Genomic DNA, 26,059 nt, shown 5'->3' on the forward strand with positions numbered 1-26,059 from the left:
GAAGCAGTGCAAGCATGATCGAGAGCTCCGACGCCGAGCTGCCCCCAGACCCCGGCTCGTCGTGGGGGAGGGCCGCCACCTGGGGAGCCGTCAGCGGCCTGGTCTTCGCGTCTCTTGTCATCGCCACGTGGGGCTTCGTGGCGCTCGGCCTCGACCGCGACGTCATCGACCTCCCCGGAGTCGGGATCCTCGTCGCCCCGCTGTCCGTGGCCGCGGCGACCGTCATCGTGGCCCTGTCCGCTGCGCTCGCGCTCCGGCGGCGGTTCGGTGGCAAGCCGGGATCCCTGTGGGTCTCACTCCCAGGCAGTCTGCTCGCCTGGCTCGCCTTCGCGCTCGTCTCCGGCATTGTTGCCTCTGGGACGCGACCGGAACCAGGTGAGACGGATGCGCTCTCGCCGCTCGCGAGCGAGGTTGCGGTCGGGCTCTCGACGGGCCCTTTCGGTCTGGCAATCGTGCCACTCGCGGCCATCGTCATCGTCGCGGTGGTGCTTTCCACGGCTCGACCCGCCGGACGCGATCGGGGTGCCGCTTGACCCTGCAAAACTCACGGGGTAGGATTTTTCGGTGCGCGCGCCCTGTCGCGCCCAAAACCGTGCGAACGTTGAAACTGTGAAGAAACTGCAGCTCAACGCGCAACTGTAAGCAACGCCAGTCGCCTCGACTGCCACCGCTTCACCAACCAGCGATACCAGAGATTTTGTACCGCCGGTCGGTTATCAAGAGGCAAACAGTGCCTCGTAGGCACAGGAATCGTGCTTACCACGATCACGCAGTACAAAACCAAGGAGATTATTCGTGCCAACAATTCAGCAGTTGGTCCGCAAGGGCCGCCGCCCCAAGGCGTCGGCGTCCAAGACGCCAGCCCTGAAGGCCAACCCTCAGCAGCGCGGGGTTTGCACCCGCGTCTACACCACGACGCCTAAGAAGCCGAACTCGGCGCTCCGCAAGGTCGCTCGTGTCAAGCTGTCGAACGGCACCGAGGTGACCGCCTACATCCCAGGTGAGGGCCACAACCTCCAGGAGCACTCGATGGTGCTCGTCCGCGGCGGTCGTGTGAAGGACCTCCCGGGTGTGCGGTACAAGATCGTCCGCGGTGCACTTGACACCCAGGCAGTGAAGAACCGCAAGCAGGCTCGCAGCCGTTACGGCGCGAAGATGGAGAAGAAGTAATGCCACGTAAGGGTCCAGCCCCGAAGCGCCCCGTGGTCGCCGACCCCGTGTACGGCGCCCCCATCGTCAGCCAGCTCGTCAACAAGATTCTTCTTGATGGCAAGAAGGGCCTCGCCGAGCGCATCGTCTACGACGCACTCGAGGGTGTCGCTGCCAAGTCGGAACTCGACGCAGTCGCGACCCTGAAGAAGGCGCTCGACAACGTGCGCCCCACGCTCGAGGTTCGCTCGCGTCGCGTCGGCGGCTCGACGTACCAGGTCCCGGTCGAGGTCAAGCCTCACCGTGCCAACACGCTCGCTCTCCGCTGGCTCACGAGCTACGCGAAGAACCGTCGCGAGAAGTCGATGACCGAGCGCCTCACGAACGAGATCCTCGACGCATCCAACGGCCTCGGTGCCGCGGTGAAGCGCCGTGAAGACACGCACAAGATGGCCGAGTCCAACAAGGCCTTCGCGCACTACCGCTGGTAATCCAGCAGCTGGTAGCCCTCACCACTCTCGCTTCAATCCTTTCGGAGGACACCCGTGGCACAGGACGTGCTTACTGACCTGAACAAGGTCCGCAACATCGGCATCATGGCGCACATCGATGCTGGCAAGACGACAACCACCGAGCGCATCCTGTTCTACACCGGTGTCAACCACAAGCTCGGCGAGACGCACGACGGCGCCTCGACGACGGACTGGATGGAGCAGGAGCAGGAGCGTGGCATCACGATCACCTCCGCTGCTGTGACGTCGTTCTGGAAGAAGAACCAGATCAACATCATCGACACGCCAGGTCACGTCGACTTCACCGTCGAGGTGGAGCGTTCGCTCCGCGTCCTCGACGGTGCAGTCGCCGTGTTCGACGGCAAGGAGGGCGTTGAGCCCCAGTCGGAGACCGTCTGGCGTCAGGCCGACAAGTACGACGTTCCGCGCATCTGCTTCGTCAACAAGATGGACAAGCTCGGCGCTGACTTCTACTTCACGGTCGACACGATCGTCAACCGCCTCGGCGCGAAGCCGCTCGTCATCCAGCTCCCTATCGGTGCTGAGAACGACTTCATCGGCGTCGTCGACCTGGTCGAGATGAACGCGAAGGTCTGGCCGAGCGACTCGAAGGGTGACACCACCCTCGGTGCGGCTTACGAGACGCAGGAGATCCCGGAAGACCTCAAGGAGCGCGCTGCGGAGTACCGCAACAAGCTGCTCGAGGCTGTCGCCGAGACCGACGACGCGCTCATGGAGCGCTTCTTCGCCGGCGAGGAGATCTCGATCCCCGAGGTCAAGGCCGCCATCCGCAAGCTCACGGTCACGAGCGAGATGTACCCGGTGCTCTGCGGCTCCGCGTTCAAGAACCGTGGCGTCCAGCCGATGCTCGATGCAGTCGTCGACTACCTCCCGTCGCCGCTCGACGTTCCTGCCGTTGTCGGCATGAACCCGCGCGACGAGTCGGAGGAGCTCACGCGTCGTCCGAGCGCGGATGAGCCGTTCGCGGCTCTCGCGTTCAAGATCGCCGTGCACCCGTTCTTCGGTCGTCTCATCTACACGCGCGTCTACTCGGGACACGTCCCGTCCGGCGCGCAGGTCGTCAACTCCTCGAAGGGCAAGAAGGAGCGCATCGGGAAGATCTTCCAGATGCACGCCAACAAGGAGAACCCGGTCGAGTCGATGACCGCTGGACACATCTACGCCGTCATCGGCCTCAAGGACACCATGACCGGTGACACCCTGAGCGACCCTGACAAGCAGATCGTCCTCGAGTCGATGACCTTCCCTGACCCCGTTATCGAGGTCGCGATCGAGCCGAAGACCAAGGCCGACCAGGAGAAGCTCGGAACGGCTATCCAGAAGCTGGCTGAGGAAGACCCGACGTTCCGCGTCATGCTCGACCAGGAGACCGGTCAGACGGTCATCAAGGGCATGGGCGAGCTCCACCTCGACATCCTCGTCGACCGCATGAAGCGCGAGTTCAAGGTCGAGGCGAACGTGGGCAAGCCCCAGGTCGCCTACCGCGAGACGCTCACCAAGGTCGTCGAGAAGTTCGACTACACCCACAAGAAGCAGACGGGTGGCTCCGGCCAGTTCGCCAAGATCCAGATCAAGCTCGAGCCGCTTGAGATGGACGCTGAGAAGACCTACGAGTTCGTGAACGCCGTCACCGGTGGTCGCGTGCCTCGTGAGTACATCCCATCCGTGGATGCTGGCATCCAGGATGCGATGCAGGTCGGCGTCCTCGCCGGCTACCCGATGGTCGGCGTCAAGGCGTCGCTCCTCGATGGTGCTGCACACGACGTCGACTCCTCGGAGATGGCGTTCAAGATCGCGGGTTCGATCGCGTTCAAGGAAGCAGCCCCCAAGGCCGGTCCCGTCATCCTCGAGCCGCTCATGTCGGTCGAGGTCCGTACTCCTGAGGAGTACATGGGCGACGTGATCGGCGACCTCAACTCGCGCCGCGGCCAGATCCAGTCGATGGAAGATGCCAGTGGTGTGAAGGTGGTGCGTGCACTCGTGCCGCTGTCGGAGATGTTCGGATACATCGGAGACCTGCGCAGCAAGACCTCTGGTCGTGCCGTGTACTCCATGACGTTCGAAACGTACGCCGAGGTCCCCAAGGCTGTTGCCGAGGAGATCATCCAGAAGAACCGGGGCGAGTAGCCCTTGCCGGCTCGGGTGACGCAGCGCGTCGCCCGAGCGGGTAACATTCATCACTGAAAACCCGGAAGTCAATCTGCGTCATTCGCGGACTGGCACCAACGACGTCCTAGGAGGACCACAGTGGCTAAGGCCAAGTTCGAGCGGACCAAGCCGCACGTAAACATCGGAACGATCGGTCACGTCGACCACGGCAAGACCACGCTCACCGCAGCGATCTCGAAGGTGCTTGCTGACAAGTACCCTTCGGCGACCAACGTGCAGCGTGACTTCGCGTCGATCGACTCCGCTCCGGAAGAGCGTCAGCGCGGTATCACGATCAACATCTCCCACGTCGAGTACGAGACGCCCAAGCGTCACTACGCTCACGTCGATGCTCCGGGTCACGCCGACTACATCAAGAACATGATCACGGGCGCTGCGCAGATGGATGGCGCAATCCTCGTGGTTGCCGCAACCGACGGCCCCATGGCTCAGACGCGTGAGCACGTTCTGCTCGCGAAGCAGGTCGGCGTGCCGTACCTCGTTGTTGCCCTGAACAAGGCTGACATGGTTGACGACGAGGAGATCCTGGAGCTCGTCGAGCTCGAGGTTCGCGAGCTCCTCTCGAGCCAGGACTACCCAGGCGACGACGCTCCTGTCGTCCAGGTTTCCGGCCTCAAGGCGCTTGAGGGCGACGAGAAGTGGGCCGAGAAGATCGTCGAGCTCATGCAGGCTGTCGACGACAACGTGCCGGAGCCCGTCCGCGACAAGGACAAGCCGTTCCTCATGCCCGTCGAGGACGTCTTCACGATCACCGGTCGTGGAACCGTCGTCACGGGTCGCGCCGAGCGTGGCACCCTCTCGATCAACTCTGACGTCGAGATCGTCGGCCTCCGCCCGACCGTCAAGACCACCGTCACGGGTATCGAGATGTTCCACAAGCAGCTCGACGAGGCGTGGGCCGGTGAGAACTGTGGTCTGCTCCTTCGTGGCACCAAGCGTGAGGACGTCGAGCGCGGTCAGGTCATCGTCGCTCCCGGTTCCGTCACGCCGCACACGAACTTCGAGGGCACTGCCTACATCCTCTCGAAGGACGAGGGTGGCCGTCACAACCCGTTCTTCACGAACTACCGCCCGCAGTTCTACTTCCGCACCACGGACGTGACCGGCGTCATCACCCTGCCCGAGGGCAAGGAAATGATCATGCCTGGTGACACCACGGACATGACGGTCGAGCTCATCCAGCCGATCGCTATGGAAGAGGGCCTCGGCTTCGCAATCCGTGAGGGTGGCCGCACGGTCGGCGCCGGCACGGTGACGAAGATCAACAAGTAAGCTTCCAGCTCACTTCGGAAAGGGTCGGACCTTCGGGTCCGGCCCTTTTCGTGTCCCCGCGCGATTCGCCCGGTGCCGCTGAATCTCGTATCTTGACCCCGGGTTCGCCGAATCGCGAACCGCGTTAGAATCGCACATTGTGCATCGGGCGCAGCCCCGCGGTCTCCCGAATCTCTTCGACGGAGCCCCGACGCACCAAGCGGAGGAACGCCCACCGCCTCAGCGCAGCCCCAGGAGCTCGACGAATGTCCGTACGCGCAGAACGCCCGACGAGCGCGACGCCTCGGCAGGCACCAAACCGCTACCGGACCGACATTCAAGGCCTGCGAGCGGTTGCATCGCTCCTCGTCGCCTCGTTCCACATCTGGTTCGGCACCGTCTCAGGGGGCGTCGATCTCTTCTTCGTCCTCGGCGGCTTCCTTCTCGCAACGACGCTCGTGGGCGAGCTCGAGCGGCGGGGGAGCATCCGCGCTTGGCAGTACATCAAGCGCACGGCTACACGTTTGTTCCCGATGGCCGGGCTGGTGCTGCTTGTCGTTTCGGTCGTCCTCCTCCTGACGGCCCCCGCGCTCTCCTTCCAGAGGAACGTCACAGACGTCTTCGCCGCGGCGACCTACTGGGAGAACTGGCGCCTCGCTGGAGACGCGACCGACTACATCGCGGCGGGGCACGACAAGTCCGCCGTGCAGCACTTCTGGGCCATGTCCGTGCAGGGGCAATCGACGCTGCTCCTGCTCGGCTTCGTCGTGATCCTGGGGCTCATCGCCAAGGCCGCGAAGTGGCCGGTCCGTCGCGTCGCGGTCGCGGGGTTCGCGCTCCTGACGGTCGCCTCCTTCGTTTACGCGCTCAACGGTGTCGCGATCGATCCCGTGCCCACGTACTACAGCACCTGGGCTCGCCTCTGGGAGTTCGGGATAGGAGCGCTCGCCGCCCTGCTCGTGACGCGCATCCACCTTCCTACGGTTGCGCGAGCGATCCTCGGCAGCCTGGGCCTCGCCCTCGTGTTGACGGCTGGTCTCCTGCCGAGCACCTGGCCGTACCCTGGCCTCATTGCGCTCTACCCGGTCGGGGGAGCACTGCTTGTACTCATCGCGGGGGCATCAGGTGCGCCGGCTGGCGGCAACCGGATCCTGACGTGGAAGCCGCTCGTGTGGCTCGGCGGATTCTCCTACGGGTTGTACTTGTGGAGCTGGCCGATCCTCAAGCTGTTCGTAGAGATCTTCCCGGAGCGCGCAGAACCCGTCTCCTTAGTCGATGGCGTCCTGCTCCTGGCCGTGTCGATCGGCGTCGCCTGGTCAGCGAACAGGGGGCTCAAGCTGCTCGGTCGGATTCGGAATCCCATCGCGCCGATCGACTCGACGGCGCCCAAGTGGAAGCCGAACCCGCGCCTGATCACCTCGGCAACGGTGCCGCTCGTGGCACTCGTCGCGTTCTACGGTGTCCAGATCGCACCCCAGGTGCACGAAGACGCCATCGAGGCGATCGGGGTAGCTCCGGCGGTCGACAGCCAGGAGGACCTCTCCGCGGTCATCGCGGAGTCCATCGCAGAGCCGAGCGTGCCAGACGGAAGGCTCATCAGCGGCGCCGAGGCGCGCAGCGAGGAGTGGGAGCTCGACGATTGCGTTTCCGTCGCATCCGACGAAGCGCTCGAACGCTGCGCGTACGGCAGCGCGGATGCCGACCGCGAGGTCTGGCTCGTCGGGGACTCCCAGGCTGTGACCTGGGCGCCCGGGTTCAGGGAAGCGCTCGGCGACGACACACGGCTGCAGCTCCTCGGCCTCTCGATGTGTCCGTTCACCTCTGGTGCTGGACTCGACAGCATCGAGCACTACAGAGAGACCTGCGAGGGCCATAACAACTGGGTTGTCGACCTCGCCGCTGAGGGGAGACCGGACGTCGTCGTCATCTCCTACGGCGCGTGGTGGGTCGGCGATGGCTATGAGCACCTCGGGGACGATGTCGGAATGGACCTTGGGCGAGGCAGCAGCGAGTACGTTCGCGCCCTCACCGAACTCGGAATCCGGGTCGTCTGGCTCGACTCAGTGCCGCCGACCCGGGACCTCGATGAGTGTATGGAGGCGTCGACGAGCTCAGAGGCTGGACGCTACTGCGAGACGCCGTTCGGTGCGGAGCGCCAGCAGCGCGTCGACGAGCTGGCTGAGGTCATGGGGGAGTCTGGCGCAACAGTCGTTCCGACCACTGCGTGGTTCTGCGACGTCGACGCGGCGGCCTGCCCGAACGTCGTCTCGGGGATGCCCGTGCACAGCGATCCGACGCACATCGGGCGTCAGTACTCGCTCTACCTTTCGAAGGTCATCGCGGACCGCGTCCTCGCCCCGCTCGGCCTCTGACCTCCGGATCTGAGACACGCGACACGCCCGGGTTGCAAGAACGGCCCCGTCCGGTCTAAACTCGGTGAGTTCAGTATTTCGGGGCGCGGCGCTAGTCGTGTGTTCGAATCACTGCCCGGAGTGTGCATAAGCGCCCCGCGTCTACGGCAACTGTCGCAAGACGCCTGGTGTGCAGCTTAGGCCGCCGGCAGCAGAGCAAAGCTCCGGCCAAAGGACAACGCCTCACCGAGGTTGCGTCTGGAAGGCCGTCCATCAGCTTGAGTACACTCCTGTGCTCCGAGCAGGTGAACTTGACAGAAAAACAGTGGTGCGAATCCCGGCGTGAAGACGCCACGGGGTTGCATGCGAAGCCGCAATGGCGGCACGTCATTGAGAGAGAGAGTCAACCATGGCGGGACAGAAGATCCGCATTCGACTGAAGTCGTATGACCACGAGGTCATCGACAGCTCGGCGCGCAAGATCGTCGACACCGTAACCCGTGCTGGCGCCTCCGTCATCGGCCCGGTGCCCCTTCCTACCGAGAAGAACGTGATCGCCGTGATCCGTAGCCCTCACAAGTACAAGGACAGCCGCGAGCACTTCGAGATGCGCACCCACAAGCGTCTGATCGACATCGTCGACCCGACGCCGAAGGCCGTCGACTCGCTCATGCGTCTCGACCTTCCGGCCGACGTCAACATCGAGATCAAGCTCTAGGGAAACACATGTCTACCGCTACCAAGACGTTCAAGGGACTGCTGGGCACGAAGCTCGGCATGACCCAGGTCTGGGACGCTGAAAACCGTCTCGTCCCCGTCACGGTCATCCAGGTGAGCACCAACGTCGTCACCGAGATCATGACCGTCGAAAAGAACGGCTACGAAGCCGTTCAGATCGCCGCAGGCGCAATCGACCCGCGCAAGGTGAACAAGCCGGCAGCCGGCAAGTTCGCAGCAGCGGGCGTCACGCCGCGCCGCCACATCACCGAGCTCCGCACCGCTGATGCAGCCACGTACACGATCGGTCAGGAGCTCGGCGCAGACACGTTCGAGCCCGGCACGAAGATCGACGTCGTCGGCACCAGCAAGGGCAAGGGCTTCGCCGGTGTCATGAAGCGTCACAACTTCTCCGGTGTTGGCGCATCTCACGGTGCGCACAAGAACCACCGTCGCCCCGGCTCCATCGGTGCCTCCGCGACCCCCAGCCGTGTCTTCAAGGGCACGCGCATGGCTGGCCGGATGGGTGGCGACCGCGTCACCGTCCAGAACCTCACGGTTCACGCAGCCGACGCCGAGAAGGGCATCCTCCTCGTCAAGGGTGCTGTCCCCGGCCCCAAGGGTCGTCTCGTTTTCGTTCGCAACGCAGTGAAGGGGGCCTAGTTTCCTATGGCAACCAAGATTGACGTCACCGACGCAGCCGGCAAGAAGTCCGGCTCGGTCGAACTGCCTGCCGCCATCTTCGACGCGCAGACCAACGTCCCGCTGATCCACCAGGTTGTCGTCGCTCAGCGTGCGGCTGCTCGTCAGGGCACGCACAAGACGAAGAACCGTGGAGAGGTTTCCGGCTCCGGCCGCAAGCCGTTCAAGCAGAAGGGCACCGGCCGCGCCCGTCAGGGCTCGGTCCGCATGCCGCAGCACAAGGGTGGTGGCATCGTCCACGGACCGACGCCGCGTGACTACTCGCAGCGCACCCCCAAGAAGATGATTGCAGCTGCCCTCATCGGCGCACTGAGCGACCGCGCACGCGGTGGCCACCTGCACATCGTCGACTCCCTCGTCACGGGCGAGAAGGCCTCGACCAAGGTCGCAGCCGCAGCTATCGCGAAGGTCGCAACGGGACGCAACATCCTCGTTGTCCTCGACCGCAGCGACGAGCTCAGCCTCCTGAGCGTCCGTAACCTCCAGTCGCTTCACGTCCTGTTCGTTGACCAGCTCAACGCCTACGACGTGCTCGTCTCGGACGACATCCTCTTCACGAAGGCTGCTTACGACGCGTTCGTCGAGAGCAAGACCACCAAGGAGCAGGGCGCATGAGCGCAAACAACAAGGACCCGCGCGACATCATCTTCGCGCCGGTGATCTCCGAGAAGAGCTACAGCCTGATCGACCAGGGCAAGTACACCTTCGAGGTTGACCCCCGTTCGAACAAGACCGAGATCAAGCTCGCTATCGAGCAGATCTTCGACGTCAAGGTCGACAAGGTCAACACCTTGAACCGCACGGGCAAGACGCGCCGCACCCGCTTCGGGCTCGGCAAGCGCAAGGACACCAAGCGCGCCATCGTCTCGCTCAAGTCCGGCACCATCGATATCTTCTCGAACGCCGGTTAATCGAGAGCACAGAGGACGAATTCACATGGCTATTCGCAATTACAAGCCCACGACGCCAGGTCGTCGTGGAGCCTCGGTGTCCGAGTTCACCGAGATCACGCGCTCGACCCCTGAGAAGTCGCTGCTCCGCCCCCTGACGAAGTCGGGTGGCCGCAACAACCAGGGACGCATCACGACCCGTCACATCGGTGGTGGCCACAAGCGCCAGTACCGCGTTATCGACTTCCGTCGTAACGACAAGGACGGCGTGAACGCCAAGGTCGCTCACATCGAGTACGACCCCAACCGCACCGCTCGTATCGCGCTGCTGCACTTCTTCGACGGATCCAAGCGCTACATTCTGGCTCCGAACAAGCTCAAGCAGGGCGACATCATCGAGTCGGGCGCTGGCGCCGACATCAAGCCGGGCAACAACCTCCCGCTGCGCAACATCCCGACCGGTACGGTCATCCACGCTATCGAGCTCCGCCCAGGCGGCGGCGCGAAGATGGCGCGCTCGGCTGGAGCATCCGTTCGCCTCGTTGCGAAGGACGGCCCCTACGCCCAGCTGCGTCTGCCGAGCGGCGAAGTCCGCAACGTCGACGTGCGCTGCCGCGCAACGATCGGCGAGGTCGGCAACGCCGAGCAGTCGAACATCAACCTGGGCAAGGCCGGCCGCAAGCGCTGGCTCGGCGTTCGCCCGACTGTTCGTGGTGTTGTCATGAACCCGGTCGACCACCCGCACGGTGGTGGTGAGGGTCGTACGTCCGGTGGACGTCACCCGGTGAGCCCCTGGGGTAAGCCAGAAGGCCGCACCCGTCGCCCCAACAAGGAGAGCGACAAGCTCATCGTCCGCCGTCGCCCTGCCGGCAAGAAGCGTAAGTAGGAGATCAGAAGATGCCTCGCAGTCTCAAGAAGGGCCCCTTCGTCGACGAACACCTCTTCCAGAAGGTGGTCAAGCAGAACGAAGCTGGCTCGAAGAACGTCATCAAGACCTGGTCGCGCCGATCGATGATCGTGCCGGACATGCTCGGCCACACCATCGCCGTGCACGACGGACGCAAGCACATCCCCGTGTTTGTTACCGAAACCATGGTCGGCCACAAGCTCGGCGAGTTTGCACCGACCCGCACCTTCCGTGGACACGAGAAGGACGACAAGAAGGGTCGTCGCCGCTAACGCGGCGACGTGAAGGAGGAAAATATGGTGGAGTCAACCGCACGCGTGCGGCACATCCGCGTCACCCCTCAGAAGGCTCGTCGCGTCGTCAACTTGATCCGCGGCAAGCAGGCGCTTGAGGCGCTCGCAATCCTGAAGTTCGCACCTCAGGGTGCTTCTGAGCCGGTCTACAAGGTTGTTGCATCCGCAATCGCCAACGCACGCGTCAAGGCGGACAAGGACAGCCAGTTCCTTGACGAGCGCGACCTCTACATCGCCAAGGCGTTCGTAGACGAGGGTGCAACCCTCAAGCGCTTCCGTCCGCGTGCACAGGGACGAGCATTCCGCATCAACAAGCGCACAAGCCACATCACGGTTGTGCTGGCGACGCCGGAGCTCGCCGAGGCCGAGAAGGGGAGCAGCAAGTAATGGGCCAGAAGATCAATCCGTACGGCTTCCGTCTCGGAATCACGACCGACCACGTCTCACGTTGGTACGCAGACTCGACCAAGCCGGGTCAGCGCTACAGCGACTACGTCAAGGAAGACATTCGCATCCGCGAATACCTCCAGAAGTCGCTCGACCGCGCAGGCGTTTCCCGCATCGAGATCGAGCGCACCCGTGACCGCGTTCGCGTCGACATCTACACGGCACGCCCCGGCATCGTCATCGGACGTCGCGGAGCAGAGGCCGAGCGCATCCGCGCCGACCTCGAGAAGCTCACGGGCAAGCAGATCCAGCTGAACATCCTCGAGGTCAAGAACCCCGAGGCTGACGCTCAGCTGGTCGCGCAGGGCATCGCCGAGCAGCTCTCTGCTCGTGTCGCCTTCCGCCGTGCAATGCGCAAGGGCCTCCAGGGCGCTCAGCGTGCAGGTGCCAAGGGCATCCGCATCCAGGTCTCGGGCCGCCTCGGCGGCGCTGAAATGAGCCGCTCGGAGTTCTACCGCGAGGGACGCGTTCCGCTGCACACGCTCCGCGCCAACATCGACTACGGCTTCTACGAGGCCAAGACCACTTACGGTCGCATCGGTGTCAAGGTGTGGATCTACAAGGGCGATATGACCAACAAGGAACTCGCCCGCGAACAGGCCAACCAGAAGTCGTCCCGTGGGGACCGTAACGACCGCTCCCGTCGTGGCCCGCGCCGCGACAACGAGAAGCAGGTCGCCGCAGGAGTTGAGGCGTAACCATGTTGATTCCACGTCGAGTCAAGCACCGTAAGCAGCACCGCCCGGACCGCAGCGGCATGTCGAAGGGTGGCAACACCGTCTCGTTCGGAGAGTTCGGCATCCAGGCGCTCACGCCGTCCTACGTCACGAACCGTCAGATCGAGGCAGCTCGTATCGCGATGACCCGCCACATCAAGCGTGGCGGCAAGGTCTGGATCAACATCTACCCGGACCGCCCGATGACCGCTCGCCCCGCTGAGACCCGTATGGGTTCCGGTAAGGGTGCAGTCGACTCCTGGGTTGCGAACGTCAAGCCCGGCCGCGTCCTCTTCGAGGTCGCCGGCGTCAGCGAGGAGCTCGCTCGCGAGGCCCTCACTCGCGCCATCCACAAGCTGCCGCTCAAGGCACGCATCATTTCGCGCGAGGAAGGCGAGTAATCATGGCGATTGGTACCAAGGAGCTCGCCACCACCGAGCTCGACAACTTCGAAGACGGACGTCTCGTCGAGGAGCTCAAGAAGGCCAAGGAAGAGCTGTTCAACCTGCGCTTCCAGGCCGTGACCAACCAGGTCGAAGAGCGTGGACGCATCCGTCAGGTAAAGCGCGACATCGCGCGCATCTACACGGTGATCCGCGAGCGTGAGCTCGGGATCCGCGCAACCCCGGCCCCGGTCGAGAAGCCGGCCAAGAAGTCGAAGGCCACCAAGGCTTCGAAGAAGGCCGAAGCCCCTGCGGCTGCGCCCGAGGCTGAGAACGAGGAGACCAAGTAATGGCTGAAAGCACGACACAGCCCGAGGCAGCGGAAGAAGCGCTCGAGCGCAACGACCGCAAGACCCGGCGCGGCTACGTCACGAGCGACAAGATGGACAAGACCATCACCGTCTCGGTCGAAGAGCGCGTCAAGCACCCCCTTTACGGCAAGGTGCTCCGCCGCTCGAGCAAGGTCAAGGCGCACGACGCCGACAACCAGGCCGGCATCGGCGACCTCGTCCTGATTGCAGAGACCCGTCCCCTCAGCGCTACCAAGCGCTGGCGCCTGGTCGAGATCCTGGAGAAGGCGAAGTAGGCCTCGCCTCTTCGACCTCTCAGCGAAGGAATTTGACACATGCTTCAGCAAGAATCCCGAGTCCGCGTCGCCGACAACACCGGCGCCAAGGAACTCCTCACGATCCGCGTACTCGGTGGCTCCGGCCGCCGCTACGCGGGAATCGGTGACGTCATCGTCGCGACCGTCAAGGACGCGATCCCTGGCGGCAACCTCAAGAAGGGTGAGGTCGTCAAGGCCGTCATCGTTCGCACAGTCAAGTCGACCCGTCGTCCCGACGGCTCGTACATCAAGTTCGACGAGAACGCAGCGGTCATCCTCAAGGGTGACAACGAGCCGCGTGGCACTCGAATCTTCGGACCGGTCGGTCGCGAGCTTCGCGACAAGAAGTTCATGAAGATCGTGTCGCTCGCTCCGGAGGTGATTTAACCCATGGCAACGATCCGCAAGGGCGACCTGGTTCAGGTCATCTCTGGTCCGACGCAGGCTCGCGGTGGAGACCGCGGCAAGCAGGGCGAGGTCCTCGAGGTGCTCCGCGAGGAGAACCGCGTCCTCGTCCAGGGCATCAACTTCGTGACCAAGCACGTTCGCGTCGGTCAGACGCAGCGTGGCACGAAGACGGGTGGCATCGAGACCGTCGAGGCCCCCATCCACATCTCAAACGTCGCACTCGTCGACCCCGAGACCAAGCAGCCGGCTCGCACCGGTGTGCAGGTCGAAGAGGTCACGAAGGACGGCGTGACCAAGACGGTGCGCACGCGCGTCTTCAAGTCCTCGCGCCGCGCAGCTAAGCCTGCGAAGGCCGAGAAGGCTGCCAAGGCCGACAAGGCCGACAAGGCTGAGAAGGCTGAGAAGAAGCCAGCGACGAAGGCTAAGGCCGCCGCACCGAAGAAGAAGGACGACGAGTAGATATGACTGACATCGCCACGGAGGCTGGCAAAATCCAGCCCCGTCTCAAGCTGAAGTACCGCGACGAGCTCAAGGCTCAGCTGCAGGCAGACCTCGGCGTGAGCAACGTCCACCAGGTTCCGGGTCTCGTGAAGATCGTCGTGAACATGGGTGTTGGCGAGGCAGCTCGCGACGGCAAGATCATCGAAGGTGCCATCACGGACCTCACGGCGATCACGGGCCAGAAGCCCAAGGTCACCAAGGCCACGAAGTCCATCGCGCAGTTCAAGCTGCGTGAGGGCCAGCCGATCGGCGCGCACGTCACGCTGCGCGGCGACCGCATGTGGGAGTTCCTCGACCGCCTGCTCTCGCTCGCTCTTCCCCGTATCCGCGACTTCCGTGGTCTCAACGACCGCCAGTTCGACGGCAACGGAAACTACACCTTCGGCCTCACGGAACAGGTAATGTTCCATGAGATCGATCCAGACAAGATCGACCGCACACGCGGTATGGACATCACCGTCGTAACGACGGCGAAGAACGACGACGAAGGCCGTGCCCTCCTGGGCAAGCTCGGGTTCCCGTTCCACGCAGGTCTCCAGCAGAACTAGTCTGAACACCCGAGGGTCACGGCGCATGCCGTGACCCCATCGGGCTGTTGCAACCGCAGCGGCCCGTCCACCACAGGTCGCGGGGCCGTGTACGGCCCCGCGAAACCAGGCGAAAGGCACTCATCATGACGATGACAGATCCCGTCGCAGATATGCTGACGCGACTGCGCAACGCGAACTCGGCGCACCACGACTCCGTGTCGATGCCGAGCTCGAAGCTCAAGTCCCACATTGCCGACATTCTCAAGCGCGAGGGTTACATCACCGACTGGACAGTCGAAGATGCACGAGTGGGCCAGACCCTCACTCTCTCGCTGAAGTTCGGTCCGAACCGCGAGAGGTCGATCGTCGGCATCAAGCGCGTCTCCAAGCCAGGTCTCCGCGTGTACGCGCGCTCGACCGAGCTGCCTAGCGTCCTCGGCGGCCTCGGCATTGCCATCCTGTCCACCTCCTCTGGTCTCCTCACGGACCGCCAGGCCGAGCAGAAGGGCGTAGGCGGAGAAGTCCTCGCCTACGTGTGGTAATCCGTCATGTCACGAATTGGTCGTCTCCCGATCAGCGTCCCAGCCGGCGTTGACATCAAGATCGACGCGCAGAACGTCACCGTCAAGGGCCCGAAGGGCGAGCTCGCACTCGTCGTCTCGAACCCCATCGAGGTCAAGCTCGAAGACGGTCAGGTTCTCGTCACGCGTCCGAACGACGAGCGCGAGTCACGTGCACTGCACGGCCTGACCCGCACGCTCATCAACAACAACATCATCGGCGTCACCGAGGGCTACACCAAGAAGCTCGAGGTCGTTGGAACCGGTTACCGCATCGTTTCCAAGGGCACGGGCGTCGAGTTCGCACTCGGCTACTCGCACCCGATCAACGTTGAGCCCCCCGCAGGCATCTCGTTCCAGGTCGAGGGCAACAACAAGCTCACGGTTGTCGGAATCGACAAGCAGGCCGTCGGCGAGGTCGCAGCGAACATCCGCAAGCTCCGCCTCCCCGAGCCCTACAAGGGCAAGGGCGTGCGTTACGAGGGCGAGCAGATCCGCCGCAAGGCCGGAAAGTCAGGTAAGTAACCATGGGACTCGGAACTCGAGGAAAGAGCAAGCAGGCTGCGACCCGTCGCCGCCACGTCCGCCTTCGCAAGAAGGTCTCGGGCGACGCGCAGCGTCCCCGTCTCGTCGTCACGCGTTCAGCGCGTCACGTCTTCGTCCAGGTTGTCGACGACACCAAGGGCATCACGCTCGCATCCGCCTCCACCATGGAAGCTGAGCTGCGCGCGTTCGAGGGCGACAAGTCCGCCAAGGCAAAGCGTGTCGGCGAGCTCGTCGGCGCACGCGCCAAGGACGCCGGCATCGAAAGCGTGGTCTTTGACCGCGGCGGCAACAAGTACGCCGGTCGCGTCGCGGCCATCGCTGATGGAGCACGAGAGGCAGGGCTGAACCTGTGACCGAGAAAATCGACACCAACACGCCCGACAACATGACCGACACGCCCGTTGAGACGGCCGCGTCGAGCGAGTCGGCACAGCGCGAAGGCGGAAGCGGACGCGACAACAACCGTCGCGGCGGCGGTCGCGGCGAGCGCGGCGGACAGGGTGGCGGTCGTGACCGCAACTCCCGCGATGACAAGAGCCAGTTCCTGGAGCGCGTCGTCACCATCAACCGCGTCTCCAAGGTCGTCAAGGGCGGTCGTCGCTTCGCGTTCACCGCGCTCGTCGTCGTCGGAGACGGCAACGGACTCGTGGGCGTCGGCTACGGCAAGGCCCGTGAGGTACCGCTGGCCATCTCCAAGGGCGTCGAAGAGGCGAAGAAGAACTTCTTCCGCGTCCCGCGCGTCCTGAAGACGATCCCGCACCCCGTGCAGGGTGAGGCAGCTGCAGGCGTCGTCCTGCTCCGCCCCGCCGCTGCAGGTACCGGTGTTATCGCCGGTGGCCCCGTCCGCGCCGTACTCGAGTGCGCGGGAATCCACGACGTCCTGTCGAAGTCGCTCGGTTCGTCGAACACGATCAACATCGTGCACGCAACCGTCGCGGCCCTGAAGCAGCTCGAGGAGCCGCGCGCCGTCGCAGCTCGTCGTGGCCTGCCCGTCGACCAGGTCGTCCCGCAGCGCATCCTGCGTGCCGAGGCCAACGCGGCCAAGGCAGCAGCCGAAGCACAGAAGGTTGGTGCCTGATGGCCGCGAGTCTCAAGGTGACCCAGATCAAGTCCAAGATCAGCGAGAAGCAGAACCAGCGCGACACACTGCGCTCGCTCGGCCTCAAGCGCATTGGCGACACCGTCGTGAAGCCGGACAACTCGGTGAACCGTGGCTACGTCAAGACAGTCGCTCACCTGGTCTCAGTTGAGGAGATTTCCGAATGAGCAAGAACGAGAACGAGAAGGACGTGACCTCCGAGCCTCAGCTCAAGGTCCACCACCTCCGTCCCGCTCCCGGCGCCAAGAAGTCCAAGACGCGCGTTGGCCGCGGTGAGGGCTCCAAGGGCAAGACCGCCGGTCGCGGTACCAAGGGCTCGAAGGCGCGCACGACAGTGCGTATCGGCTTCGAGGGTGGCCAGATGCCGCTGCACATGCGTACGCCGAAGCTGCGCGGGTTCAAGAACCCGTTCCGCGTCGAGTACCAGGTTGTCAACCTCTCCAAGCTGGCCGAGCTCTTCCCCGAGGGTGGCGATGTCACCATCGCTAACCTCGTGGCAAAGGGCGCGGTTCGCAAGAACGAGCCCGTCAAGGTGCTCGGCAATGGCGAGATTGCGGTTAAGCTGAACGTCGCGGTCGACAAGGTCTCCAGCTCAGCAGAGCAGAAGATCGTTGCCGCCGGCGGTTCCGTCAAGTAGCAACTCCAAGCGGGGGTCGGCGGTTGCCGACCCCCGCTTGTCTCTTTCACGAGAAATGAAAGCAGGAACGTAGTGTTCAGTGCCGTCGCACGAGTGTTCAAGACTCCGGATCTTCGTCGCAAGATCCTCTTCACGCTCGCTATGGTCGCCATCTACCGGATCGGCACCGCGGTTCCTGGCCCCTTTGTGAACTACGTCAATGTGCAGCAGTGTCTCGACACGGGTACGCAGATGGCCGGTCTCTACGACATGGTCAACCTGTTCTCCGGTGGCGCGCTGCTGCAGTTGTCGATCTTCGCGCTGGGCATCATGCCGTACATCACGGCGTCGATCATCACGCAGCTGCTGCGTGTGGTCATCCCGCACTTCGAGGCGCTCCATAAGGAGGGTCAGGCCGGTCAGTCGAAGCTCACGCAGTACACGCGGTACCTGACCATCGCCCTCGCGATCCTGCAGGCGACAACGCTCGCCACAGTCGCGAAGTCGGGGACACTGTTCGGAACGGGCAACGCTGCCTGCGAGAACGTCCTCGACATGCTCAACGAGTCGGCCGCGACGCCGGAGAACGCCGTCATCAACATGGTGCGCGTTGTCCTCATGGTCGCAGCGATGACCGCCGGTACCGCAGTCATCATGTGGATGGCCGAGCTCATCACCGAGCGCGGCGTCGGCAACGGTATGTCGCTGCTCATCTTCACGTCGATCGCCGCCTCGTTCCCGTCCGCGTTTGGAGCGATCGCCGCCGGCACCGGTGGAATGACGACGCTTGTCATCGTCATCGCGATCGGCCTTCTCATCATGATGGCCGTCGTCTTCGTCGAGCAGTCGCAGCGTCGCATCCCGGTGCAGTACGCCAAGCGCATGGTCGGGCGTCGCACGTACGGGGGCAACAGCACGTACATCCCGATCAAGGTGAACCAGGCCGGCGTTATCCCGGTCATCTTCGCCTCGTCGCTCCTTTACCTGCCCGCGCTCGTCGCGCAGTTCAACCAGCCCGCAGCGGGGGAGACCCCGCCTGAATGGGTCACCTGGGTCATGAACAACTTCACGACCGGCGACCACCCGCTCTACATGGCGGTGTACTTCCTCCTCATCATCGGCTTCACCTACTTCTACGTGGCGATCGCCTTCAACCCGGAGGAAGTCGCAGAGAACATGCGCAAGCACGGCGGCTTCGTGCCCGGCATCCGTGCAGGCCGACCCACTGCCGAGTACCTCAACTTCGTACTCACGCGAATCACGTTCGCTGGCTCGCTGTACCTGGGTGTGCTCGCGCTCATCCCGCTCATCGCACTTTCCACGGTCAACGCCAACGCCAACTTCCCGTTCGGCGGCGCGTCCATCCTCATCGTCGTCGGTGTCGGCCTTGAGACGGTGAAGCAGATCGACGCTCAACTCCAACAACGCAACTACGAGGGGCTTCTCCGATGACACATCACGACCAGACCTTCCGCCTGCTCATCGTCGGTCCCCCCGGGGCCGGTAAGGGAACCCAGGCCGTAGGCATCGCCGAGGCGTTCGGTGTACCCGCGATCTCCACGGGCGACATCTTCCGTGCCAACATCAAGAACGGCACGAACCTCGGCATCCAGGTTCGCGAGATCATCGAGAGCGGCAACCTCGTTCCCGACTCGCTCACGAACGAACTCGTGCGGGACCGTCTGACCGAGGCCGACGCCGCGGCGGGCTTCCTGCTCGACGGCTACCCGCGCACGTTGGAGCAGGTGGCGTTCCTCACCCAGCTCCTCGCCGATCAGGGAAACGCGATCGACGCCGTCATCGAGCTCAAGGTCGAGGTCGACAGCGTTGTAGAGCGCCTTCGCCGCCGTGCCCTCGAGCAGGGCCGCGCCGACGACACGGAAGAAGCTATCCGCCACCGCCAGAACGTCTACCTGCAGGAGACGGCTCCCTTGCTGGAGACCTACTCGGCACGGGGCGTGCTCGTGAGCGTCAACGGTTTCGGCACGGTTGAGGAAGTTCGCAACCGTATCTTGGCTGCGCTCGAGGAGCGTGGCCTTCGTCACCCGCTGCATCGCCTGAGCGGCAAGTAGCCCGCACTCAGCACCACACGTCAGGACCCGCGCGGAGAACACTCTGCGCGGGTCCTTTCTGTATCCGGCCAGAATCTGCTTCTGGTTAGAACGCACGCGTCGGTCTGATCGCCGTACTTTTCGTCCCTGGCCCGGCGTGGTTCGACTCCGCTAGCTTTGCCGTGGCGGCTCCCCACCCAGCGGGCGCCGCATGAACCCTGCTGACAAGGTTGTCCAGGAATGGAGACGTCTATGTCCTCGCCCGCGGCTGAGCCCCACGACCTCATTGACTTTGATGTGCTGTTGAGCGCTGACGAGCTCGCGCTGCGCCAGCGGGTGCGCCGGCTCGTCGACGAGCACGTCCGGCCGGGCATCGCCTCCTGGTACGAGGACGCAGTCTTCCCGCTGGAGCTTGTCCCTGTTCTCGCCAGCGAGGGCCTGCTCGGCATGCATCTGAGCGGGTACGGATGCGCTGGGCGCAGCGCCGTCGAGTATGGGATCGTCGCGTCCGAGCTCGAGGCTGGCGACTCCGGCATTCGCACGTTCGTTTCCGTGCAGGGCTCGCTGGCAATGAGCGCGATCTGGAAGCACGGGAGCGAGGAGCAGAAGACCGAGTGGCTCCCACGAATGGCGGCCGGCGAGGTGATCGGTTGCTTCGGGCTGACCGAGCCTGGTGCCGGGTCCGACCCCGGGACGATGGGCACTCACGCGAAGCGCGATGGCGGAGACTGGGTCATCAGCGGTGTGAAGCGCTGGATCGGCCTGGCCTCGCTGGCGCAGATCGCGGTCATCTGGGCGCAGACAGACGATGGAATCCGGGGCTTCATCGTGCCGACCGACTCAACCGGGTTCACGGCGACACCCATCTCACCGAAGCTCTCTATGCGAGCCTCGGTGCAGTGCGACATCGTCCTCGACGAGGTCAGAGTCCCTGCCGATGCGATGCTGCCGGGCGCGCGTGGACTGCGTGGGCCGTTCGAGTGTCTCAACGAGGCCCGGTATGGCATCGCGTGGGGCGTCATGGGGGCTGCAAGGGACAGCTTCGAGGTGGCCCTCGCCTATGCGGGGGAGCGGCAGCCGTTCAACCGTGCGCTCGCCGGCTTCCAGCTGACGCAGCAGAAGCTTGTCGACATGGCACTTGAGATCAACAAGGGGTACCTGCTGGCCCTGCAGCTCGGACGCTTGAAGGACGCTGGACGTATCCAGCCGCACCACATCTCGGCGGGCAAGCTCAACAACACGAGGGAGGCCATCGCGATCGCCCGAGAAGCGAGGACGATCCTCGCTGGGAACGGCATCACGCTCGATTACTCGCCGCTGCGCCACGCGAACAATCTGGAGTCTGTGCGCACGTACGAGGGCACCGACGAGATCCACACGCTTGTACTCGGCAACAAGCTCACCGGCATCCCGGCCTTCAGGTAGGGCCCGCCGTGGATAAGGCGACTGGGCACGACGGCGTGCTGAGCGGGGTGAGGGTCGCGGACTTCTCCCGGGTGCTCGCGGGGCCATACGCGACGATGATGCTCGCTGACTTCGGCGCTGACGTCATCAAGATCGAGCCCCCGGGCGGAGACGAGACCCGCGCGTGGTCACCGCCGGTGGATGCGCGTGGGCAGTCGACGTACTTCGGGGGCGTGAACCGGGGTAAGCGTTCGGTGGTCCTCGACCTCACGCTCGCTGACGACCTTGCGACAGCGAGGCGCCTCGCACATGAGTCCGACGTTGTGGTCGAGAACTTCAGGCCGGGAGTCATGGCGCGCTTTGGTCTCGACTACGAGACGGTCTCCGCGGAGAACTCGTCCGTGGTGTTCTGCTCCGTCACGGGGTTCGGCGCCGGCGGGGGAGCTAGTCTGCCCGGCTATGACCTCCTTGTGCAGGCCGTCGGCGGCCTGATGAGTATCACTGGGCCGGTGGACGGTGAGCCGAGCAAGGTCGGCGTCGCCCTCGTCGACGTGCTGACGGGGTTGAACGCGGTCACGGGCATCCTGCTCGCTCTGCGCGAGCGGGATCGCACGGGGGTGGGGCAGCGCGTGGAGGTCGATCTCATGACAAGCCTCCTGTCTGCGCTCGCGAACCAGGCATCGAGCACGCTGGCGACTGGGCAGGCTCCAGCACGGCTCGGAAACGCGCATCCGAGCATCGCCCCGTACGAGCTGTTCGAGGCCCGCGACCGACCGCTCGTGATTGCTGTTGGCAACGACAGGCAGTTCGCTGCGCTGGTCGAGGCCCTTGGATACCCAGGGCTGGCCCGCGACGCCCGTTTCTCATCGAATGAGCTCCGCGTGCACCACCGGGCGGAGCTCAGAGCGCTGCTGGTCGCTCGTCTTGGTGAACGGGACGCTCGCGATTGGGTGGTGCGTCTCACGGAAGCTCGGGTACCCGCAGGCCTGGTGAACGATGTCGCCGAGGCGTTCGACTTCGCGGAGGCGCTTGGCCTCGAGCCCGTTGCCGAACTGGCAAGGGGAGCGGGGGAATCGGTGCGGTCGACAGCCAACCCCATCCACCTGTCACGGACGCCGGCGGAGTGCGGACACCCGTCACCAGATCTTGGGTCAGCGGGTGCGTCCGTCGACTGGCGGTAGCTCTCCGGTTACGTAACCGTGACCGTAGAAACGCCCGTGTTGCAGAAGTGTTGTCGCCTGCGCCCGCTGTCGGGCGAGGTGCCGGGCTAGCGTCGATGAGTGCCTGCAGATCGTGGGTGTTCTGCGGTTACTGGAGGTCCGGATGCGCACACACGATGAACTCGAGGATTCGGTGGGGGAGCCTCTCCTGCACGAGCGCCTGAATCTGCTGACGCGTGTGGTCGTCATCGCATCGGTGTTCTCCGCGATCGTGGCGCTGTGGATGCTTGTCCCGCTGATCCTGAGTTCTTGGTTCGCCGACCTGGTGGGGTGCGGCCTCGTCTTCGGGGGCTTGGTCGGCCTCCAAATGCTGCTCGCTTGAGCCGGCGATCGCCGACCAGAAGGCTCCACCAGGTGGCCGCTTCCGCCAAAGCGCGGCAGACCTGGTCGTAGACTCGTGTGATGCGCAAGAGCATCTATAAGCCCCCTGCTGAGCTCGCGGCCATGGTGCCAGCCGGCCGTATCACCGCCCTCGCGCTCGACGCGGTCGCCGAGGCCATCCGCCCCGGTGTGACGACGCTGGAGCTCGACGCCATCGCGGAGCGAGTCGTGCGGGATAACGGCGCGGTGCCGAACTTCGCGCTTGTCCCCGGCTACCGCCACACGATCTGCGCGTCCGTCGACGACGCGGTTGTTCACGGCATCCCGAACGCCGTGCCTCTCAAGGCAGGGCAGCTCGTATCAATCGATGCCGGCGCGATGTTCGAGGGCTGGAACGGGGACTCGGCACGAACGTTCGTCGTCCCGGGAAGCGATGCTGGCGCGGCTGCGGTGGCAGACGGGGTGCGACTCAGTGACGCCTGCGAGCGCTCCCTCTGGGCTGGTATCGCCAAACTCTCGACGGCAAGGCATCTCGCGGAGGTCGGTGCGGCCGTCGAGGAGTCCATCGAGCAGTCAGGTGACTTCGGGATCCTCGAGGACTTCGCGGGCCACGGCATCGGCCGGAGCATGCACGAGGAGCCGACCGTGCACAACATCCGCGTGTTCGGCCGAGGACCGGTCGTCAAGTCAGGCCTCGCCATCTGCATCGAGCCGATGATCACGCTTGGCGGTCCTGACGTCGTCATTGATGACGACGACTGGACCGTGCGCTCGGCAGACGGCACGCTCGGTGCGCACTGGGAGCACACGATCCTCGTTCACGCCGACGGCATCTGGGTCTCGACAGCACACGACGGGGGAGCGGCAGGTCTCGCACCGTTCGGAGTCGTCCCCGTCCCGCCCGCCGGCGCGGGAGTATAGTCCGCACTTGCACTCCACGGGAAGACCACCTAGAGTTGACGCTTGGTGTCTTTTGCGTTGCGATTTCGCGCGCGTCGTCACCGTCCATCCGCACGACCAGCGTGCATTCAATAGCAAACGACAGTGAGGCTATGGCCAAGAAAGACGGCGTCATCGAGATCGAGGGTTCGGTTGTCGAGGCATTGCCAAACGCAATGTTCCGCGTAGAACTCTCGAACGGACACAAGGTTCTTGCTCACATCTCGGGCAAGATGCGTCAGCACTACATCCGTATCCTTCCTGAGGACCGCGTGATCGTGGAGTTGAGCCCGTACGACTTGACCCGCGGCCGCATTGTCTACCGCTACAAGTAGGCACGCTGTAAGGAACGGCTGGGCATACGTATGCCCAGCACGAGGCCAGCGATCACAGAAGGAACTTCAATGAAGGTCAACCCCAGCGTCAAGAAGATCTGCGACAAGTGCAAGGTTATCCGCCGTCACGGTCGCGTCATGGTCATCTGCGAGAACCCGCGCCACAAGCAGCGCCAGGGTTAATCGCTCGGGGCTCCTCTCTCACGTGCAAGTTTGACGTGAGAGAAGCCCCTGGGTGCTCAGGCACCCGACGTCACAACTGAATACGAAACAGCACCAGTAAGAACCGCCCGGAGTCAAAGCCAGGCGGGGACACCTTCGGACCGAGGCCGGGGCCCATCCGGTGCATCACACCTCAACCCACAGGAGAAATCCCATGGCACGTCTCGCAGGCGTCGATCTCCCACGCGAAAAGCGCGTTGAGATCGCACTCACCTACATCTACGGCGTCGGCCGCACGAGCGCCCTCAAGGCACTCGAGGACACCGGCATCGACGGCAACATCCGCGTCAAGAACCTCGACGACGAGCAGCTCGTTCAGCTCCGCGACTACATCGAAGGCAACTTCAAGGTAGAAGGTGACCTCCGCCGTGAGGTCGCAGCTGACATCCGCCGCAAGGTCGAAATCGGCAGCTACGAGGGTCTCCGCCACCGCCGCGGCCTTCCCGTGCGCGGCCAGCGCACGAAGACGAACGCTCGTACCCGCAAGGGCCCGAAGCGCACGGTCGCCGGCAAGAAGAAGGCACGCTAGTCGCCGCCGCGACAGCGCCCGCAGATTTCGTAGGAGAGAAAATTGGCTACCCCAAAGAGCGCCGCTCGTAAGCCGCGCAAGAAGGACAAGAAGAACGTCGCAGTGGGCCAGGCTCACATCAAGTCGACCTTCAACAACACGATCGTGTCGATCACCGACCCGTCCGGCGCTGTCATCAGCTGGGCTTCCTCCGGTGGAGTCGGCTTCAAGGGCTCGCGCAAGTCGACCCCGTTCGCCGCGCAGCTCGCAGCCGAGGCCGCAGCTCGCCAGGCGCAGGAGCACGGCATGAAGAAGGTCGACGTCTTCGTCAAGGGACCGGGCTCCGGTCGCGAGACCGCGATCCGCTCGCTTCAGGCCGCAGGCCTCGAGGTCGGCTCGATCAACGACGTCACCCCACAGGCACACAACGGCTGCCGCCCCCCGAAGCGTCGCCGCGTCTAGCCTCTCGTCCGCTGCGAGGCTCTCCCGCAAGGGAGAGCCTTGTGGCGGATGTTCGGCGTCCCCGCTCGAACTCCACACCCGGTCGACGACGTGCGTCGGCTGAATCGCCAAGTGTCATATAGCGGACACTTTGCCGAAAGGAACCCATAGTGCTTATCGCACAGCGTCCAACGCTCACCGAGGAAAGCCTCTCCGAGAACCGCTCGAAGTTCACGATCGGACCACTCGAGCCCGGCTTCGGCTACACCCTCGGCAACTCACTGCGTCGCACCCTGCTGTCCTCCATCCCTGGAGCTGCAGTCACGAGCATCCGCCTCGACGGTGTCCTCCACAAGTTCACGACCATCCCTGGTGTGAAGGAAGACGTCACCGAGATCATCCTCAACATCAAGCAGCTGGTCGTCTCCAGCGAGCACGATGAGCCGATCACGGCCTACCTCCGCAAGACCGGGGCTGGCGAAGTGACGGCTGCTGACATCTCTGCACCTGCCGGTGTCGAGGTGCACAACCCGGAGCTCGTCATCGCGACGCTCAACGACGATGCCAAGTTCGAGCTCGAACTCACCATCGAGCGTGGCCGTGGCTACGTGTCGGCGACCCAGAACCGCAACGAGTTCTCCGAGGCCGGTCAGGTCCCGATCGACTCGATCTACTCGCCGGTCCTCAAGGTCACCTACCGTGTCGACGCAACGCGTGCCGGTGAGCGTACCGACTTCGACAACCTCGTCGTGGACGTGGAGACGAAGCCGGCGATCTCGCCGCGCGACGCGATCGCTTCCGCCGGTCGTACGCTCGTCGAGCTCTTCAGCCTCGCCCGCGAGCTGAACGAGCAGGCTGAGGGCATCGAGATCGGCCCAGCGCCGGTCGACGCCGTCCTCAGCAACGAGCTGTCGATGCCGATCGAAGACCTCGACCTCTCCGTGCGCTCGTACAACTGCCTCAAGCGCGAGGGCATCAACACGGTTTCCGAGCTCGTGGCTCTCAGCGAGACCCAGCTCATGAACATCCGCAACTTCGGTCAGAAGTCGGTCGACGAGGTGCGCGACAAGCTCACCGAGCTCGGCCTCTCGCTCAAGGACTCGGTTCCCGGGTTCGAGGGTGCTCACTTCTACGGTGCCGGCGACGACACCGGCGAGTACGTCTAAACAGACGTGCCCGCCAG

36 protein-coding genes and 1 pseudogene are annotated in these 26,059 nt (G+C 64.2%); all 37 read left to right on the plus strand.

Annotated features, from left to right (window positions below; genetic code table 11):
- The first annotated feature begins 14 nt into the window (after positions 1-14).
- The 37 genes and pseudogenes from FHX72_RS13555 (at position 15) to FHX72_RS13735 (ending at position 26,042) form a co-directional block, all read left to right on the plus strand.
- A complete protein-coding gene (locus FHX72_RS13555) occupies positions 15-533 on the plus strand; it encodes a hypothetical protein (protein WP_183625818.1) in 519 nt (172 codons plus the stop codon).
- A 262-nt stretch (positions 534-795) separates the two neighbouring features.
- Positions 796-1,170, plus strand: a complete 375-nt coding sequence (gene rpsL / locus FHX72_RS13560) for a 30S ribosomal protein S12 (protein ID WP_068479306.1) — start codon at positions 796-798, stop codon at positions 1,168-1,170.
- Complete coding sequence (rpsG, locus tag FHX72_RS13565; RefSeq protein ID WP_068479304.1) at positions 1,170-1,640, plus strand: 30S ribosomal protein S7; 471 nt, start codon at positions 1,170-1,172, stop codon at positions 1,638-1,640. The genes rpsL and rpsG overlap by 1 nt, the downstream gene beginning before the upstream one ends.
- A 54-nt stretch (positions 1,641-1,694) precedes the next feature.
- Complete coding sequence (gene fusA, locus FHX72_RS13570) at positions 1,695-3,809, plus strand: elongation factor G (RefSeq protein ID WP_183625819.1); 2,115 nt, start codon at positions 1,695-1,697, stop codon at positions 3,807-3,809.
- Positions 3,810-3,929: 120 nt separating this feature from the next.
- The gene (gene tuf / locus FHX72_RS13575; RefSeq protein ID WP_068479300.1) at positions 3,930-5,123 is read left to right on the plus strand and encodes an elongation factor Tu; all 1,194 of its coding nucleotides are present in this window, start codon (positions 3,930-3,932) and stop codon (positions 5,121-5,123) included.
- A 245-nt stretch (positions 5,124-5,368) separates the two neighbouring features.
- Entirely contained in the window at positions 5,369-7,474 is a 2,106-nt protein-coding gene (locus tag FHX72_RS13580) for an acyltransferase family protein (RefSeq protein WP_183625821.1), read from the plus strand.
- A gap of 388 nt (positions 7,475-7,862) precedes the next feature.
- Complete coding sequence (rpsJ, locus tag FHX72_RS13585; protein ID WP_068479296.1) at positions 7,863-8,171, plus strand: 30S ribosomal protein S10; 309 nt, start codon at positions 7,863-7,865, stop codon at positions 8,169-8,171.
- Between the two features lie 8 nt (positions 8,172-8,179).
- Positions 8,180-8,833 carry a 50S ribosomal protein L3 gene (gene rplC / locus FHX72_RS13590; RefSeq protein WP_068479294.1) on the plus strand — a complete coding sequence of 218 codons (654 nt, stop codon included), beginning with the start codon at positions 8,180-8,182 and terminating at the stop codon, positions 8,831-8,833.
- A gap of 6 nt (positions 8,834-8,839) precedes the next feature.
- Positions 8,840-9,487 (plus strand): 50S ribosomal protein L4, encoded by a 648-nt coding sequence (gene rplD / locus FHX72_RS13595; RefSeq protein WP_183625823.1) that lies wholly within the window; start codon positions 8,840-8,842, stop codon positions 9,485-9,487.
- Positions 9,484-9,783, plus strand: coding sequence for a 50S ribosomal protein L23 (rplW, locus tag FHX72_RS13600; protein ID WP_068479290.1), 300 nt, complete (start codon positions 9,484-9,486; stop codon positions 9,781-9,783). The genes rplD and rplW overlap by 4 nt, the downstream gene beginning before the upstream one ends.
- Before the next feature lie 25 nt (positions 9,784-9,808).
- Positions 9,809-10,648 carry a 50S ribosomal protein L2 gene (rplB, locus tag FHX72_RS13605; protein WP_068479288.1) on the plus strand — a complete coding sequence of 280 codons (840 nt, stop codon included), beginning with the start codon at positions 9,809-9,811 and terminating at the stop codon, positions 10,646-10,648.
- 11 nt (positions 10,649-10,659) lie between these two features.
- Positions 10,660-10,941, plus strand: coding sequence for a 30S ribosomal protein S19 (gene rpsS / locus FHX72_RS13610; RefSeq protein WP_068479286.1), 282 nt, complete (start codon positions 10,660-10,662; stop codon positions 10,939-10,941).
- A 24-nt stretch (positions 10,942-10,965) separates the two neighbouring features.
- Complete coding sequence (gene rplV / locus FHX72_RS13615) at positions 10,966-11,349, plus strand: 50S ribosomal protein L22 (RefSeq protein ID WP_068479284.1); 384 nt, start codon at positions 10,966-10,968, stop codon at positions 11,347-11,349.
- Positions 11,349-12,107 carry a 30S ribosomal protein S3 gene (gene rpsC / locus FHX72_RS13620; RefSeq protein WP_068479282.1) on the plus strand — a complete coding sequence of 253 codons (759 nt, stop codon included), beginning with the start codon at positions 11,349-11,351 and terminating at the stop codon, positions 12,105-12,107. The genes rplV and rpsC overlap by 1 nt, the downstream gene beginning before the upstream one ends.
- Before the next feature lie 2 nt (positions 12,108-12,109).
- A complete protein-coding gene (gene rplP / locus FHX72_RS13625; protein WP_068479279.1) occupies positions 12,110-12,526 on the plus strand; it encodes a 50S ribosomal protein L16 in 417 nt (138 codons plus the stop codon).
- Between the two features lie 2 nt (positions 12,527-12,528).
- Positions 12,529-12,858, plus strand: a complete 330-nt coding sequence (rpmC, locus tag FHX72_RS13630) for a 50S ribosomal protein L29 (RefSeq protein WP_068479277.1) — start codon at positions 12,529-12,531, stop codon at positions 12,856-12,858.
- On the plus strand, positions 12,858-13,154 hold the full coding sequence (rpsQ, locus tag FHX72_RS13635; protein WP_068479275.1) for a 30S ribosomal protein S17: 297 nt from the start codon (positions 12,858-12,860) through the stop codon (positions 13,152-13,154). The genes rpmC and rpsQ overlap by 1 nt, the downstream gene beginning before the upstream one ends.
- A gap of 39 nt (positions 13,155-13,193) precedes the next feature.
- Positions 13,194-13,562: a 50S ribosomal protein L14 gene (gene rplN, locus FHX72_RS13640; protein WP_068479273.1), complete on the plus strand. Its 369-nt coding sequence runs from the start codon at positions 13,194-13,196 to the stop codon at positions 13,560-13,562.
- Positions 13,563-13,565: 3 nt separating this feature from the next.
- Positions 13,566-13,910, plus strand: a pseudogene (gene rplX, locus FHX72_RS13645) (50S ribosomal protein L24); the annotation flags it as partial.
- Between the two features lie 134 nt (positions 13,911-14,044).
- A complete protein-coding gene (gene rplE / locus FHX72_RS13650; RefSeq protein ID WP_068479269.1) occupies positions 14,045-14,632 on the plus strand; it encodes a 50S ribosomal protein L5 in 588 nt (195 codons plus the stop codon).
- Positions 14,633-14,757: 125 nt separating this feature from the next.
- Complete coding sequence (gene rpsH, locus FHX72_RS13655) at positions 14,758-15,156, plus strand: 30S ribosomal protein S8 (protein ID WP_068479267.1); 399 nt, start codon at positions 14,758-14,760, stop codon at positions 15,154-15,156.
- Between the two features lie 6 nt (positions 15,157-15,162).
- Positions 15,163-15,699 carry a 50S ribosomal protein L6 gene (rplF, locus tag FHX72_RS13660; protein ID WP_104286260.1) on the plus strand — a complete coding sequence of 179 codons (537 nt, stop codon included), beginning with the start codon at positions 15,163-15,165 and terminating at the stop codon, positions 15,697-15,699.
- 2 nt (positions 15,700-15,701) lie between these two features.
- Positions 15,702-16,073: a 50S ribosomal protein L18 gene (gene rplR / locus FHX72_RS13665; protein ID WP_068479263.1), complete on the plus strand. Its 372-nt coding sequence runs from the start codon at positions 15,702-15,704 to the stop codon at positions 16,071-16,073.
- Between the two features lie 32 nt (positions 16,074-16,105).
- Positions 16,106-16,798, plus strand: coding sequence for a 30S ribosomal protein S5 (gene rpsE, locus FHX72_RS13670; protein WP_068479462.1), 693 nt, complete (start codon positions 16,106-16,108; stop codon positions 16,796-16,798).
- Entirely contained in the window at positions 16,798-16,986 is a 189-nt protein-coding gene (gene rpmD, locus FHX72_RS13675) for a 50S ribosomal protein L30 (RefSeq protein WP_068479261.1), read from the plus strand. The genes rpsE and rpmD overlap by 1 nt, the downstream gene beginning before the upstream one ends.
- Entirely contained in the window at positions 16,983-17,456 is a 474-nt protein-coding gene (rplO, locus tag FHX72_RS13680; protein ID WP_068479260.1) for a 50S ribosomal protein L15, read from the plus strand. The genes rpmD and rplO overlap by 4 nt, the downstream gene beginning before the upstream one ends.
- Before the next feature lie 72 nt (positions 17,457-17,528).
- A complete protein-coding gene (gene secY / locus FHX72_RS13685; RefSeq protein ID WP_183625827.1) occupies positions 17,529-18,887 on the plus strand; it encodes a preprotein translocase subunit SecY in 1,359 nt (452 codons plus the stop codon).
- On the plus strand, positions 18,884-19,507 hold the full coding sequence (locus FHX72_RS13690) for an adenylate kinase (protein ID WP_183625829.1): 624 nt from the start codon (positions 18,884-18,886) through the stop codon (positions 19,505-19,507). The genes secY and FHX72_RS13690 overlap by 4 nt, the downstream gene beginning before the upstream one ends.
- Positions 19,508-19,738: 231 nt before the next feature.
- Positions 19,739-20,911: an acyl-CoA dehydrogenase family protein gene (locus tag FHX72_RS13695; protein ID WP_244964241.1), complete on the plus strand. Its 1,173-nt coding sequence runs from the start codon at positions 19,739-19,741 to the stop codon at positions 20,909-20,911.
- A gap of 8 nt (positions 20,912-20,919) precedes the next feature.
- Positions 20,920-22,071 (plus strand): CoA transferase, encoded by a 1,152-nt coding sequence (locus FHX72_RS13700; RefSeq protein ID WP_183625833.1) that lies wholly within the window; start codon positions 20,920-20,922, stop codon positions 22,069-22,071.
- Between the two features lie 142 nt (positions 22,072-22,213).
- On the plus strand, positions 22,214-22,432 hold the full coding sequence (locus tag FHX72_RS13705) for a hypothetical protein (RefSeq protein ID WP_183625835.1): 219 nt from the start codon (positions 22,214-22,216) through the stop codon (positions 22,430-22,432).
- 80 nt (positions 22,433-22,512) lie between these two features.
- Positions 22,513-23,352: a type I methionyl aminopeptidase gene (gene map / locus FHX72_RS13710; RefSeq protein WP_183625837.1), complete on the plus strand. Its 840-nt coding sequence runs from the start codon at positions 22,513-22,515 to the stop codon at positions 23,350-23,352.
- A 131-nt stretch (positions 23,353-23,483) separates the two neighbouring features.
- Positions 23,484-23,705, plus strand: a complete 222-nt coding sequence (infA, locus tag FHX72_RS13715; RefSeq protein WP_066056559.1) for a translation initiation factor IF-1 — start codon at positions 23,484-23,486, stop codon at positions 23,703-23,705.
- A gap of 69 nt (positions 23,706-23,774) precedes the next feature.
- A complete protein-coding gene (gene rpmJ / locus FHX72_RS13720; RefSeq protein ID WP_008361054.1) occupies positions 23,775-23,888 on the plus strand; it encodes a 50S ribosomal protein L36 in 114 nt (37 codons plus the stop codon).
- A 193-nt stretch (positions 23,889-24,081) separates the two neighbouring features.
- Complete coding sequence (gene rpsM / locus FHX72_RS13725) at positions 24,082-24,456, plus strand: 30S ribosomal protein S13 (protein ID WP_068479246.1); 375 nt, start codon at positions 24,082-24,084, stop codon at positions 24,454-24,456.
- Positions 24,457-24,498: 42 nt separating this feature from the next.
- Complete coding sequence (gene rpsK, locus FHX72_RS13730; protein WP_068479244.1) at positions 24,499-24,897, plus strand: 30S ribosomal protein S11; 399 nt, start codon at positions 24,499-24,501, stop codon at positions 24,895-24,897.
- A 149-nt stretch (positions 24,898-25,046) separates the two neighbouring features.
- Positions 25,047-26,042 carry a DNA-directed RNA polymerase subunit alpha gene (locus tag FHX72_RS13735; RefSeq protein WP_068479242.1) on the plus strand — a complete coding sequence of 332 codons (996 nt, stop codon included), beginning with the start codon at positions 25,047-25,049 and terminating at the stop codon, positions 26,040-26,042.
- Positions 26,043-26,059 lie beyond the last annotated feature (17 nt).

It is taken from the genome of Pseudoclavibacter helvolus (assembly GCF_014191305.1).
GTDB lineage: Bacteria > Actinomycetota > Actinomycetes > Actinomycetales > Microbacteriaceae > Pseudoclavibacter > Pseudoclavibacter helvolus.

Bases quoted from the DNA above. Each gene is read 5' to 3' on its own strand.
- FHX72_RS13555 (WP_183625818.1), top strand. From the start codon at position 15: ATGATCGAGAGCTCCGACGCCGAGCTGCCCCCAGACCCCGGCTCGTCG.
- rpsG (WP_068479304.1), top strand. From the start codon at position 1,170: ATGCCACGTAAGGGTCCAGCCCCGAAGCGCCCCGTGGTCGCCGACCCC.
- FHX72_RS13580 (WP_183625821.1), top strand. From the start codon at position 5,369: ATGTCCGTACGCGCAGAACGCCCGACGAGCGCGACGCCTCGGCAGGCA.
- rpsJ (WP_068479296.1), top strand. From the start codon at position 7,863: ATGGCGGGACAGAAGATCCGCATTCGACTGAAGTCGTATGACCACGAG.
- rplC (WP_068479294.1), top strand. From the start codon at position 8,180: ATGTCTACCGCTACCAAGACGTTCAAGGGACTGCTGGGCACGAAGCTC.
- rplD (WP_183625823.1), top strand. From the start codon at position 8,840: ATGGCAACCAAGATTGACGTCACCGACGCAGCCGGCAAGAAGTCCGGC.
- rplW (WP_068479290.1), top strand. From the start codon at position 9,484: ATGAGCGCAAACAACAAGGACCCGCGCGACATCATCTTCGCGCCGGTG.
- rplB (WP_068479288.1), top strand. From the start codon at position 9,809: ATGGCTATTCGCAATTACAAGCCCACGACGCCAGGTCGTCGTGGAGCC.
- rpsS (WP_068479286.1), top strand. From the start codon at position 10,660: ATGCCTCGCAGTCTCAAGAAGGGCCCCTTCGTCGACGAACACCTCTTC.
- rplV (WP_068479284.1), top strand. From the start codon at position 10,966: ATGGTGGAGTCAACCGCACGCGTGCGGCACATCCGCGTCACCCCTCAG.
- rpsC (WP_068479282.1), top strand. From the start codon at position 11,349: ATGGGCCAGAAGATCAATCCGTACGGCTTCCGTCTCGGAATCACGACC.
- rplP (WP_068479279.1), top strand. From the start codon at position 12,110: ATGTTGATTCCACGTCGAGTCAAGCACCGTAAGCAGCACCGCCCGGAC.
- rpmC (WP_068479277.1), top strand. From the start codon at position 12,529: ATGGCGATTGGTACCAAGGAGCTCGCCACCACCGAGCTCGACAACTTC.
- rpsQ (WP_068479275.1), top strand. From the start codon at position 12,858: ATGGCTGAAAGCACGACACAGCCCGAGGCAGCGGAAGAAGCGCTCGAG.
- rplN (WP_068479273.1), top strand. From the start codon at position 13,194: ATGCTTCAGCAAGAATCCCGAGTCCGCGTCGCCGACAACACCGGCGCC.
- rplE (WP_068479269.1), top strand. From the start codon at position 14,045: ATGACTGACATCGCCACGGAGGCTGGCAAAATCCAGCCCCGTCTCAAG.
- rpsH (WP_068479267.1), top strand. From the start codon at position 14,758: ATGACGATGACAGATCCCGTCGCAGATATGCTGACGCGACTGCGCAAC.
- rplF (WP_104286260.1), top strand. From the start codon at position 15,163: ATGTCACGAATTGGTCGTCTCCCGATCAGCGTCCCAGCCGGCGTTGAC.
- rplR (WP_068479263.1), top strand. From the start codon at position 15,702: ATGGGACTCGGAACTCGAGGAAAGAGCAAGCAGGCTGCGACCCGTCGC.
- rpsE (WP_068479462.1), top strand. From the start codon at position 16,106: ATGACCGACACGCCCGTTGAGACGGCCGCGTCGAGCGAGTCGGCACAG.
- rpmD (WP_068479261.1), top strand. From the start codon at position 16,798: ATGGCCGCGAGTCTCAAGGTGACCCAGATCAAGTCCAAGATCAGCGAG.
- rplO (WP_068479260.1), top strand. From the start codon at position 16,983: ATGAGCAAGAACGAGAACGAGAAGGACGTGACCTCCGAGCCTCAGCTC.
- FHX72_RS13690 (WP_183625829.1), top strand. From the start codon at position 18,884: ATGACACATCACGACCAGACCTTCCGCCTGCTCATCGTCGGTCCCCCC.
- FHX72_RS13695 (WP_244964241.1), top strand. From the start codon at position 19,739: ATGTCCTCGCCCGCGGCTGAGCCCCACGACCTCATTGACTTTGATGTG.
- FHX72_RS13705 (WP_183625835.1), top strand. From the start codon at position 22,214: ATGCGCACACACGATGAACTCGAGGATTCGGTGGGGGAGCCTCTCCTG.
- map (WP_183625837.1), top strand. From the start codon at position 22,513: ATGCGCAAGAGCATCTATAAGCCCCCTGCTGAGCTCGCGGCCATGGTG.
- infA (WP_066056559.1), top strand. From the start codon at position 23,484: ATGGCCAAGAAAGACGGCGTCATCGAGATCGAGGGTTCGGTTGTCGAG.
- rpmJ (WP_008361054.1), top strand. From the start codon at position 23,775: ATGAAGGTCAACCCCAGCGTCAAGAAGATCTGCGACAAGTGCAAGGTT.
- rpsM (WP_068479246.1), top strand. From the start codon at position 24,082: ATGGCACGTCTCGCAGGCGTCGATCTCCCACGCGAAAAGCGCGTTGAG.